Raw genomic sequence first — 11,495 nt, forward strand, 5'->3', positions numbered from 1 at the left:
ACGCCCTGGGCGGCGCTGGTGGAGGCGATCGAGCCGCACTACCCGAAGGGGAAGCGCGGCCGCCCGCCGATTGGTCTGGAGCGGATGCTGCGGATGTACGTGGCGCAGCAGTGCTTCAACCTGTCGGATGAAGGGATCGAGGACGCGGTCTACGACAGCCAGGCGATCCGGCGCTTTGTCGGGATCGACCTGAGCCGCGAAGACGCCCCGGATGCCACCACTCTGCTGCAGTTCCGTCGGTTGCTGGAGCGCCACGACCTGACCCGGGTGATCTTCGAGCGGCTCAACGCCCATCTGCAGGAACGGGGCCTGCTGCTGCGTGAGGGAACGGTCGTGGATGCCACGCTGATCGCCGCCCCGCCATCGACGAAGAACGAGAACAAGGCGCGTGACCCGGAGATGCACCAAACGAAGAAGGGCAATCAGTGGTACTTCGGGATGAAGGCACATGTCGGCGCGGACGTGGTCACGGGCCTGGTTCACACCGTGAAGGGGACGGCGGCGAACGTCTCGGACGTGTCGCAGGTGCCGGACCTGCTCCATGGCGAGGAAGACAGCCTGCATGGCGACGCCGGCTACATCGGTGCGGAGAAGCGGCTGGACGCGCATCGTCCCGAGACCCACATTGCGCGCAAGCGCGGCACCGTGCGCGCGATGCCGGAAGGCCCGGCGCGCGAGCGGGTGCGCGCCGCCGAACGGCAGAAGGCGCAGTTGCGTTCGATCGTCGAGCATCCGTTCCATGTGGTGAAGAACCTCTTCGGGTACCGCAAGGTGCGCTACCGAGGCCTCCGGAAGAACACCGCGCAGCTCCACAGTCTGTTCGCCCTGGCGAACCTGTATGGCACGCGACGGTGGGGACTGCTGCCGCAGGGGTAGTACGTCCGCAGGATCGATAAACGCCCCTGTGACCACCAAAACCGGCGGTCACAAGGCACCCAAAAGGCCGCCCCGGCCGGCCCAATGTCCTTCCAACAATGCGTTGGCGGGCCACGGAGCCGGATGCAGAGCCATTAATCATCCTTCTTTAGTTCGAATGCGGTGATCGTGAAGGCCCACCGGACACCGTAGACCCAACGGTCGCGTCCGTGTGCCGGCGGCGTGGTCCGAGTACAGACAATCCTGCCGCGCTCGCTCCAGACGCGGTCCTCCGGGTTTGGCGCTCCAGAGGGGCCTGTAGCGAGTTCGATGGAGTCTCCCAGCCGATCCTGCCAGTACTGATGCTGGTTTCTCGGTGAGGTAAAGCGGGCCGTGGTGTTGGGCATATGCCGAAACTCTACCGAGCTCAACAGTTCAAGGTGGTGAAGGAGCTCGATCCACCGTTTGGCCTGAGCGACTTGGGCAAAACGGGTGTCGAGAGCCGTGTCAGGTTGCGCGCCCCGAAGATAGCCGGTCACGAAATTGCGCCGATCGCGTGCCCGGAGTCCGTCGAGGAAGGCGAGGGTGTGTTTCGCCAGCCGTTGGTCCTGCTGGGTCCGTGGTGGCTCGAGCACCGGCGCCCCCTGGCCTGTGCGGGACTGGCGCCAGTGGTCGGGGTAGCTTTTGGCGAGCTGGAGCGCTTCGTCGATTCGTTCGGGTTTCCACGGAAAGGCGAAATCCGGGCTTGTATCCTCACCTTCGGCCAGCTGATTCAGGGCGTCGGTGAACAATATTCTCCGGATATACGGATCCTCTGGCTTTTGTAGCTTCTTCTGAGTCGCGGATGGGTGGACCTGGCAGCAGTGTGCGCCGCCGTCGACCTTGGTCGTGAAGTGCTCGACGATCGTCGCCGCATCGGAGGTCCCCAGGGATTGCCGGGTCTTGTAGATGGTGTGTTCATCGACACCGCACAGGTTGGCCAGCTGTTTGGCGTCCAGCGGCGGCGTCGCCTTGCGTACCGCCCGTCCCAGGAGGAAATCCGCCAGATGGACGTAGTGGTTGAGCGTAATGTCCGTGGTGGCGTGGCCCAGCAGCATACTGAGCAGACGGAGGCTCCGGCGCTGTACGCCCGCTTTGCCGACCAGCGCCTGACGGACGCCGGCCGGGTCCTCGAAGCCGATGAGCCGGTCGTACCAACCGATGTGATCGGACTGGTCCATGTTCTCGCCCCGCCAGAGGGTGAGAAACAGTCGGTTCGCAAATGAGTGCCGAAGGTGGTGGAAGCGGAGGGTTGGGTCACCGGTCACGCGGACCAGCGCGTCGGTAATGTCCTCCAGGGGACCGGTCAGCAGGTTCGAAGCATTTCCGTACGCTGAGGTGTCGGGTGTTCCCGGCAGCGGAGCGAACAGGGGGGTGTCGTGCTCGGAAAGTTCGGCCTTTCGGGCTTCGTCCCGCCGGCGGTTGATCCATTCCACCAGTCGATCCAAATAGGCTTTCGGCATCAGGGAACGAAGCGGGCTCAGACGGTGCGCGTTGGCGGTCTTGAGGGCCCGGGTGGTGTTGGGCTGGACCACGATGTCGAGCCAGGGCGGGGGATCGAAATCGCCGAGTCGGAGTGCGACGACCTCGCTGCGACGATACCCGCAGTAATAGGCCAGACAGGCGATGAGGACGCGGATCTCGGCGGCGGCCGTTCCCGGGCCATGCCGCCAGTCCAGCCATCGGACAACCCAGCCGAAGTCGTCGGGGTCCAGAAAGTTGGCATCGACGGCGTGGGGTTGATGATGTCGGGCCTCGAAGACACCGGAGTCCTCGAGCGTGGGAACCTGCGGATACGTCGCGCTCAGGAAATCGTGGAAGCTGCGCAGCGCGTTCGCGATCCGCTTGCGTTGGGCGCCGGTCTCCGCGTCATCGAGGGCGTTGTTGTAGAGCTCGATGAAATCACCGGGGGTTTCGATCCTGCTGAAATCCTCCAGCCCCATCTGGCCGTAAAGCCGGGCGGCGATCGCGTTGTAGTGGTTGTAGGCGGTTTTCGGTTTGAGAGCGCGTCGCCCGTGGCCTCCGCGGAAGAGCCAGTGCAATGCCCAGTAGCCGAGCAGACGGAGACTTGGGGCCGAATCGACTGCGGTCTGGCTGGGTTCGTCCGAGGCATGTTCGGCTAGCCAGTCTTCCAGGGCGTGGGGGTTTCGAGGGCTGCTGTTGCGGATCGCCCCGCCCAGCTCGCCGATGACTTTTCGGACTCCGCTTGGCGAGAGCGTTTCCGACTCGTGCTCATCGCCTTTTTCCGTGGTCCCGGACCCCGCGTTGGCAGCGGCCAGTTCGCGCTTGACCGGGTCCATGGAGATCCGGTCAGGCTTGCTAAAGATCCGGCCCCAGACATGTGCGGGAAGGGAGGCGGGCGCGTAATAGCCCTTGGCGTGTCCGATCAGGTGCGGCGGAATGTAGAGGGCGAGGCGCGTCGTGGCGATGTCTTTCAGGTCCGACCAGTTCCTGGGTAACGAATCCTGGAATCCGCAATGTTGGGCATAGCCCTTCATCATTTGGAACAGCCCCCTGGGGTCTCGTCGGCCCTGTGGCGGATCGGGGAAGCCCTGTCGTGAGGCTCGAACAAGCAGCCAACGTGAAATGGGGTCCAGGAACACCCGCTGTATGCGCGGTCGATTCGCCTTTTCAGGATCCTGATCGGCCTGGCCGTCGAGCACGAGGTCGAGCCATTCGAAATGCGGCTCCGCCGCCTGGATCGCCTCGGGGGCGGCCCATAACCATTTGGCCTGAAGGACGCCGGAAAGCAGGCAGAGACTCGTCAACGCCTGACCCCAAAAGACCCGCTCGGGCATGTCGCTGACGTCCGGAGGTGCCGCTTCTGTCAGGCTTGATACGAAGGCGTCGTAGAAACCCTCGTGTTCCACCATCTTTTCGAAGGATTCGACCGTGAACATCGGGCTTGGCGGCGAGGGTAGAGGCGCAGGAATCATCCGTATCGGGATCCGCCACCGCCCCAGACGGTTGCCCGCGTCGAGCACTTCGAGGATGCGCCAACGCGTCACGAAGTCGCGTCCCTCAGGCCCGTGCGTGCGCGCCAGAGACATCATTCCTTCGAAGGACGCATGGATCTTTTCGGGTGGCCCTTCCTTGGCGGACGCGAAGAGCGAGGGGCAATGGTCAAACAAGCTCTCCATGAGCTTCTGGAATTCAGGTGGGCAGAAGAGCTGCGCACCCGGTATCTCGTCGTGCCATGGCCATTCTTCCGCCCGGTGAAGCGTCAGGATGTCCTCGAACGGATGCCAGATGTGGCGCCAGCGTCCCCAGACCGCCGGTAGAGGCTCCAGGCGGGCCACGGTCACCCAATTCCAGCCGTCGCCGGTTTCAGCCGAGCTTGAGGCGAAACGGCTCATGAGGCGGGCTCAAGAGCCTTATAGCCCACCCGCGCGAGGAGGTCGTCGAGGGCAGGGAGGAGAATTTCTCGGTAACGGACCGGATCGAAAGCGGACTGGGGCGTCCATGGTTCCTCGCCGTATCGCCAGTGTCCGAGGAGGGCATTGATGGCGGTGGTGGGCAGCGGGTATTCACCTTGGGTTGCGAACTCCGTCAGGCATGTCCGGAGAAAATGCCGGCCGGCATTTCCCACAGGCCATGCACCCGGCCGATATTGTTCGCATTGTTGCCGGAGCCGATCACCGGTCAGTTCTACGGGCTCCCATTCGTCAGCACCGGGCTGCTCGGTTGTCGGCAGCAGAAAGAACAGCGTCTTTCGAAGGTCCAGCCGGAAAGCATCGCTTCGATAGCGGCTTCGGTCGCGATTTTTGGTGGCCTCCACTTCGCAGTCCATGGAGAAGGACAGCGGCATGCGCAGATACAACCTCTGCAGATGGGCGAGGTACTGGTCAATCTGACGCACGAGCGTGTCGGGCAGCACGGCCAGCCGGGTATGCCGACCGTCCCACTGGTCCTTTTCCCGGAGCAGCATCGTGGATGTGGGCCGGTGGATCTTGGTCAGATCCGTTATCGGAGTCCGCACCGCGCGAAAGCCGGTGGCGAGTGCCAGCCCGATCGCCGTGTAAGCGGTCACCCGATTGTGCTCCGCGACCAGGCACCTCAGATCACCGTGACCGGGCGTCCCTTGCGGCTCCTGAAGGCGGGCCACCAACGCCGTCACGGCGGAGAAAGTTGGAGCTCGGTCAGTCCCGACCTGGTCGCGGCTGCCATCCACGCTGGGCGCTTCTTCGAGAGCGAGTAGATCGTTGGGTCTGTCGCTTCTCCTGGAAAGCGACATCTCCGCCGACAGCGCCTGCATCGCATCGCGGTAGGTGCTGGAAAGTGTGCCACGGGTGTACGCCGTGTAATAGCGATGGGTCTCTGCCAATGCGTCAGGCCGATCGAACAGTGCCGCCACCGTCAACTGGTCCCCTTCTTCCTGCCCCGAAAGCCAGGAAGGGATCATCTCGATCATGGATGCCAGGTCTGACCATCGATCGGAAACGCCGGCCTCCTTCAGATCATTGCGAATGCGATCCTTCCACCAGCGTCTCAGGTCAGCAATTCTGTAATGCTGCCAGTACATTTCGGGGGCTACGGCGTCAGAACCATTAGGCGCCCCGTAGAAAGATCTTGCGGCGCCCCAGACATCCGGCAAAACGATCCAGGCGGGCTTTAGCTGACCATCGTCGTTGAGCGGCCTCCGGAAGGGTAGCCGGTAGGGGCGAATCCACGTGCCAGATGTAGGATCCCACGCGAGGTCGAGGCCAAACGTGGCCTCGGTGCCCTGAATGACTTGCATTCGATGAAGCACATCCGGAGGAGTGCCCGTCGCGAGTCCGACGCCCGCCATCTGCAGAAGGGCGATATTTTGGTGGCGAGTCGTCTGCTCTTTCGTGCTTGTGGGCTCCCACGCCATATGTTGCTCCCATAAGCGGTTGAGCGTAGTTACCACCAATTGGATTTCGTAAGCACGGGCGCGTCGCCGATCCACCCTCTGGCGCTGGTTATCCACAGCGATATGCCGCCCACGGGCCGCTGCTAAGGCGAAAACGGTTCCCAAATGCGGGCGTTTGACGTTCTCAGGGTTGAAGTCCTTGGATTCTGAATCCTCGGGATCGTCTCCCAATAGGTCATTGGCATCGAGTGCGACCGACGGCTCGCTCTCATATTCCCGCGGGTCCTGGCCATCTTCATCCATACGGTCGCGGGTTTTCTTCTCGACGCGATGATGGTGAAGGGTCGCGCGATGGCCGCGCCAGCCGACTTGAAGCGTTCCCGCCTCCTTTAGGAAACCGTATTGTGAGTGATCCGGCGGGATGCGATTGGGGTCTAGCTTGTTTCGGTCTTGGGTCTTGCCGCCTTTCTTCTTCTGAGCCGTGATTGGGGCTCCTGGCAACTCAATATCGGTTAGACCGTGAGCGTGGACAAGCAATCGGCAGAATGCCGATAATGCCCCGCGACGACGGTCAGCGAGAGGGCGTTGCGTTTTTGTTTGACGTCGGCTCCACTTCTCGGCATTCGGTAGTGTCTTTCCAAATTGATCTGCCAAAAACTTGGCGAGATCGCGTTCGGCGGCACAATGTGGCTTTAGGACTTCGAGAAAATACACGTGTTCGGCCACATGGAGCTCACGGAGGAGGAGGCTCGTGTGATAAGCCGCACTTTTGGCTTCTTCGAGGGTCCCCTCATGGGCAATGATCGAATGGACCACCAAAAAATGTGCTTGTAGCCATTGGTAGGCTTCGGGTAAGGACTGGTCCTCGGTGTCATCGATAGAGAAAGCGTGTTGGTGCCAGAGGACGCACCACAGAGGATGGCTCGAGTAAAGCCCACGTAAAGGCGCCAAAAGGTGGCCGTCTCCGGCGTGACGGGCCTTCTGTTCGGGGTGTGAGCGAATCGCGTGGTCCTCGGGGATCTGGCCAACCGCGTCGGCCCACAGATCGAGGTGCTTGAGGCAATCGCCGGCGATGCTTTTGATCTTTGGGTGTAGCTCGCGGATATGGCGCGCGATCTCGAACACCCCGGCCGGCGGGTCCGGAGTATGGAGATCGCGGTGGACACTTTGGAGGATCTTAGACGAGAGGTACTCGGAGGTTTCGAGTACTGCTTGATCGAGTTCGGCTAAGCTCCCCTTAGTCGGTTGGCTCATCGGCGTTCTCCTGCCTGAGGGCATCCCGCGTCCTTCGCAGGCGACGGGCGTCAACGTTCAGCAATTGCAGAAGCGCCCGCTGACTATCGATCCGGTCGAGGCCAATGGTGGCGGCCTCCGGGGTTTCAAGATCCCCGGAATCGAAAGCCTGGACCCAGAGGGTGACCAGTTCGTCTCCATTACGTGGTCCAAGCAGGGTGGGGACTACCAGGCGATCGAGCAGACGCCATTGGTCGATTTGTCCCTGCTCGGCTTTGTCGTGGACCGTGACCGGTATATGTGCGTCGGGGCCCAGGTGGGCGCGGGCGATCTGGGCGGATCGGATTCCGTACGCGATGGGATATTCCGGATTGTCGGCGTCGCGGGCCGCAAGCACACCAATGGGCATCATGTGCAGCAGCGACGTCAGAACGTCGGTTTCCAGCGAACGGCCCTCATTGGCCAACAGCTGGAGCGCAGGGTCGGGCGGGTGCCATCGGACATCGTGGGGCGCGGAGAGTGACTGGATGGGTACGGTAGTTCGGCGTGACATTCGGTACGCGCCGCTCATTTATGGTAGTGATCGTAGGATGGTGCAGAGAGCCCTGGTATGTCTACCGGACGACGAGATAGGGAAAGGCCGGAGTTGCTGTGCCAAGTCGGGCCAAACACTAGGTTGTCTCGTTACGTCAGTGGTACCGACAAAGCATCAGAGTATCCAGAGGGAGGGTGGGGAGCAGCTCAACATCGAGTGCCAGAGGATACCCTGGCGGTTCGTTTGATAAGTCACCAACTGCCCAGCCTGTCATTAACTTATAGGGAAAATCTATGTCGCAGCATAAGGTCGCCCAGCAGCTCAACCAACTTATCGCGCAATACGGTCCGCAGCTGGCAGAAGATCCACGCCGTACTGGCGCCTTGCTGCGCGATCTCTGCGCGCCGTACAAGCGCGAAGTACGCGTCCTTAGCGCCGTCGCCGAAGAGGGGTTGGCCAAGGAATTGATGCGGGATGACGGGAAAACCTCCGCCACCATTTTGCTGCCCCGCCTAGCCGGGCAGTTGCACGATGACCTGGGCATCGACGAGGGGTTGGCCCTGTGGGCCATCGTCGCCTGGGCCGAGGCTTTGGGGTGGACGGTGCCGCCGCTGAATTATGCCACCACTGAGCCCGCCTCTGCTCAACCGGGCTTCTCATCTTCCCAGAAACCACCCGCGCAACATGAAGGCGAGACACGGCCACGGATCGGGCAGAGCGGTCGTTATCTGGACAATGGCGACGGCACTGTCACCGACCCTGAGACCGGGTTGCAATGGATGCGTTGTAGCCTGGGGCAGGAGTGGGACGGCCAGACTTGTGTGGGAGAGGGAAAGGATAAAATGACGTGGCAAGATGCGTTGGATGCGGCGAAGGAGGTCAACCGTCGAGGAGGCTACGCGGGTTATCGAGACTGGCGGGTGCCGACCATCGAAGAACTGAACAGCCTAGTCTATTGTTCCAGCGGGAAACCCGGTTATTTTCCCTTTGTGGGGAGTCGTGACCATCGCGGTTGTGAGGGGGACGACCAGATGCCTACGATTGATTTAGAGGCATTTCCTGAGGCATTTCCTGAGGAATGGCAGTGGCATCAATTCTGGTCGGCCTCGCCCTATGCCGGGTCTTCGGGCCTCGCGTGGTCTGTCAGCTTCCGCACTGGCGACGGCCACTGGAGCGCCAAGAGCACCAGCCGCACGGTCCGGTTGGTGCGCGGCGGACAGTGATTTTGCCTGTTGGAGAGCGCGATGTCCGCGCAGCCCCGCGTTTCGTTGAGCATTTCGGGTAAGCGGTCATTCCGGACCGTGTCGACCGGCTAGATGGCAGTTCTCTCCTGTAGGCGAGAACTGACGTGCGGCTCGACCTTGGGGACACTTTCAGGTTTGTCTCTGGCGCAGGCGGTCCAGCTTACTCCGTATTCGCCGCCGCGCCTCCGCCGTTTCCTGCTCGTCGAACTGGAAGGCCGCCTGCTCCAACGGAACATCTTTTGGGCACCATACCCTCATCACGTCCCCGACACGCGTATCCTCCGGTAGCCTCGCACGCGGCACGATCTGGGCCGATTCGTAACCGGGCTCTCCCATGATCACACGGGCCCATTCACCCTCGAAGGCATCGACCATCCCGCGCTCAGGCTTATCGATCGACACAGGCCATCCCCTGATCGCGCATGTCCTCGATTTGATTTTCGCCGACTCGCCAGAACTCTGTCAGTTCGTCGAGACTGCTCCAGGGACGCCCCTCGATGATTTGCTCGGAGCGGGCGTCGCCGATATGGATAATGTCCTGCAAGCGCTTCCGCGACGCGCTGTTGATGTCGATGCAGTCGTGCAGGGGGCGGTCCGTGTCGGTACTCCGTCCGAATGGGCGGGCAGCCGTACCCTCCGCTGCGCCCGGCTGCACGCCGCCCTCGATCGACCAACGGTGTTCGACGGGGTCGCACTGCATGCGGATCGTGCGGTCGGCCGTACCGTAGAATCGGGCGTCAGTGTACCGATCCACGTAGGCGATCACATCGTCATGCGGGTGACCATATTGATTGTCTTCGCCGTACTGCGCGATGACGATGGTTGGATCCACGGCTTCGAGAAATTCGGGACTGCTAGACGTGCTGGACCCGTGGTGTCCAAGTTCCAGCAGATCGGCGTCGATATCAAGGTCCGTGCGCAGGATCTCTGCCTCGCCCTGATGTTCGATGTCTCCGGTGACCATCGCGGAACATGGCCCGTAGTCAATGCGTACGACGATGTTCTTGTCGTGTAGATGGCCGCCATAATCGGCCGCCGAGCCCTCCGGGTGCAGGGCGGTGATCTTCACGTCCCCCAGCTTCTTGATGCGACCACGTTCCGGTTCGACGTACTGGGTGTCTTGCGCTTCCAGGAGGGCATCGATGAAAGTCTCGAAGGTTTGCGTGGTGTGCGCCTGACCATTGTACCAGACCGACTCCACTTGGGTCTCCTCCAGGATCGCGGAGGCACCGCCGATGTGGTCGGCGTGGGCGTGTGTCGCCACTAGAAGGTCCAATCTGTGGATACCAGCTTCCTGGAGATGGTTCAGCGCGTCGTACCGGGACCGCCCGGCGTCGATCATCACGGTCTGGCCGTCCGCCTCGAACAGCATGGAGTCTCCCTGGCCCACGGAGAGGGCAGTCACCTTCAGGACCGCGCTGACGGGCCCCGCGAACAGCGCGAAACCAATCGCCACAGAAACGGCCACCAGTTGTGATTTCTGCATCAGCAAGCTCCTCCTGTTCAGAACAGACGCTACACCGGGTTCCCGCGCTCCGGGGACCTTTGCGAGTCGCGATCTGCCCTTCATGGCGGGCACCATCACCGTTGCGGGTCATCTGAACGCTGATTGGAGCGCGAGGCCCCGCCCCGCGCAACGCACGGATCTGATATGGTTTTTCCCGAATGGCCTGTCTGTAGCGCCTGATTTCGCTACGCCTGCCTGAATCAGACGGGTCACCACTCATTCAACGGCCGGAGCCTGTGCACGAGCAGACCTGACACCTATGGAATCGCTGATCAATGGACCTGCATCCGGATCCATCGCCCGCCAGTTGGAAGGACATTAGGGCCACGGCGGCATGTTTTGGCCCCTGTAACCGCCATTTTGAGCGGTTACAGGGGCGATTTCCGGTCCCGCAGACACACTATCCCTGCGTGAGGAGCCCCCACCTTCGCGCGCGGTACAGGTTCGCCAGGGCGAACAGGCTGTGCAGCTGCGCGGTGTTCTTCCTGAGGCCGCGGTAGCGGACCTTGCGATAGCCGAAGAGGTTCTTCACCACATGGAACGGATGCTCGACGATCGAACGCAACTGCGCCTTCTGCCGTTCGGCGGCGCGCACCCGCTCGCGCGCCGGGCATTCCGGCATCGCGCGCACGGTGCCGCGTTTGCGCGCGATGTGCGTCTCGGGACGATGCCCGTCCAGCCACTTTTCCGCACCGATGTAGCCGGCATCGCCATGCAGGCTGTCTTCCTCGCCGTGCAGCAGGTCCGGCACCTGCGACACGTCCGAGACGTTCGCCGCCGTCCCCTTCACGGTGTGAACCAGGCCCGTGACCACGTCCGCTCCGACATGCGCCTTCATCCCGAAGTGCCATTGATTGCCCTTCTTCGTTTGGTGCATCTCCGGGTCACGCGCCTTGTTCTCGTTCTTCGTCGATGGCGGGGCGGCGATCAGCGTGGCATCCACCACCGTGCCCTCGCGCAGCAGCAGGCCCCGTTCCTGCAGATGGGCGTTGATCCGCTCGAAGATCACCCGGGTCAGGTCGTGGCGCTCCAGCAACCGACGGAACTGCAGCAGAGTGGTGGCATCCGGGGCGTCTTCGCGGCTCAGGTCAATCCCGACAAAGCGCCGGATCGCCTGGCTGTCGTACACCGCGTCCTCGATCCCTTCATCCGACAGGTTGAAGCACTGCTGCGCCACGTACATCCGCAGCATCCGCTCCAGACCGATCGGCGGGCGGCCGCGCTTCCCCTTCGGGTAGTGCGGCTCGA

The 11,495-nt window shown here is 62.3% G+C and carries 8 protein-coding genes; 2 read left to right on the plus strand and 6 right to left on the minus strand.

The features are described 5' to 3' along the window. Positions 1-876 (plus strand): IS5 family transposase (locus tag F620_RS14560; RefSeq protein WP_019570998.1); only part of this gene is annotated, 876 nt, incomplete at its 5' end. Positions 877-1,010: 134 nt separating this feature from the next. Here the strand turns inward: F620_RS14560 and F620_RS14565 are convergent. From F620_RS14565 to F620_RS15295, 3 genes are read right to left on the minus strand one after another with little or no spacing between them, the layout of a single operon-like run. Further along, positions 1,011-4,250, minus strand: a complete 3,240-nt coding sequence (locus tag F620_RS14565) for a site-specific integrase (protein ID WP_019570999.1) — start codon at positions 4,248-4,250, stop codon at positions 1,011-1,013. Next, the gene (locus F620_RS14700; protein ID WP_051081260.1) at positions 4,247-6,982 is read right to left on the minus strand and encodes a hypothetical protein; all 2,736 of its coding nucleotides are present in this window, start codon (positions 6,980-6,982) and stop codon (positions 4,247-4,249) included. The genes F620_RS14565 and F620_RS14700 overlap by 4 nt, the downstream gene beginning before the upstream one ends. Beyond that, a complete protein-coding gene (locus tag F620_RS15295; RefSeq protein ID WP_155987046.1) occupies positions 6,966-7,427 on the minus strand; it encodes a hypothetical protein in 462 nt (153 codons plus the stop codon). Before F620_RS15295 ends, F620_RS14700 begins: the two co-directional genes overlap by 17 nt. A gap of 362 nt (positions 7,428-7,789) precedes the next feature. On the opposite strand from F620_RS15295, the gene F620_RS14705 reads away from it, so the two are divergent. Continuing rightward, on the plus strand, positions 7,790-8,719 hold the full coding sequence (locus tag F620_RS14705; protein ID WP_019571004.1) for a DUF1566 domain-containing protein: 930 nt from the start codon (positions 7,790-7,792) through the stop codon (positions 8,717-8,719). Positions 8,720-8,869: 150 nt separating this feature from the next. On the opposite strand, the gene F620_RS0113615 is transcribed toward F620_RS14705, so the two are convergent. The 3 genes from F620_RS0113615 to F620_RS0113625 form a co-directional block, all read right to left on the minus strand. Then, positions 8,870-9,142, minus strand: a complete 273-nt coding sequence (locus F620_RS0113615; RefSeq protein ID WP_231373921.1) for a DUF3006 domain-containing protein — start codon at positions 9,140-9,142, stop codon at positions 8,870-8,872. Continuing rightward, the gene (locus F620_RS0113620) at positions 9,129-10,226 is read right to left on the minus strand and encodes an MBL fold metallo-hydrolase (RefSeq protein WP_019571006.1); all 1,098 of its coding nucleotides are present in this window, start codon (positions 10,224-10,226) and stop codon (positions 9,129-9,131) included. Before F620_RS0113620 ends, F620_RS0113615 begins: the two co-directional genes overlap by 14 nt. A gap of 421 nt (positions 10,227-10,647) precedes the next feature. Then, positions 10,648-11,495: IS5 family transposase (locus F620_RS0113625; protein WP_019571007.1), on the minus strand; the 848-nt coding region annotated here is incomplete at its 5' end.

The sequence above is a fragment of the Thioalkalivibrio sp. ALE11 genome (assembly GCF_000381205.1).
Classification (GTDB): Bacteria; Pseudomonadota; Gammaproteobacteria; order Ectothiorhodospirales; family Ectothiorhodospiraceae; genus Thioalkalivibrio.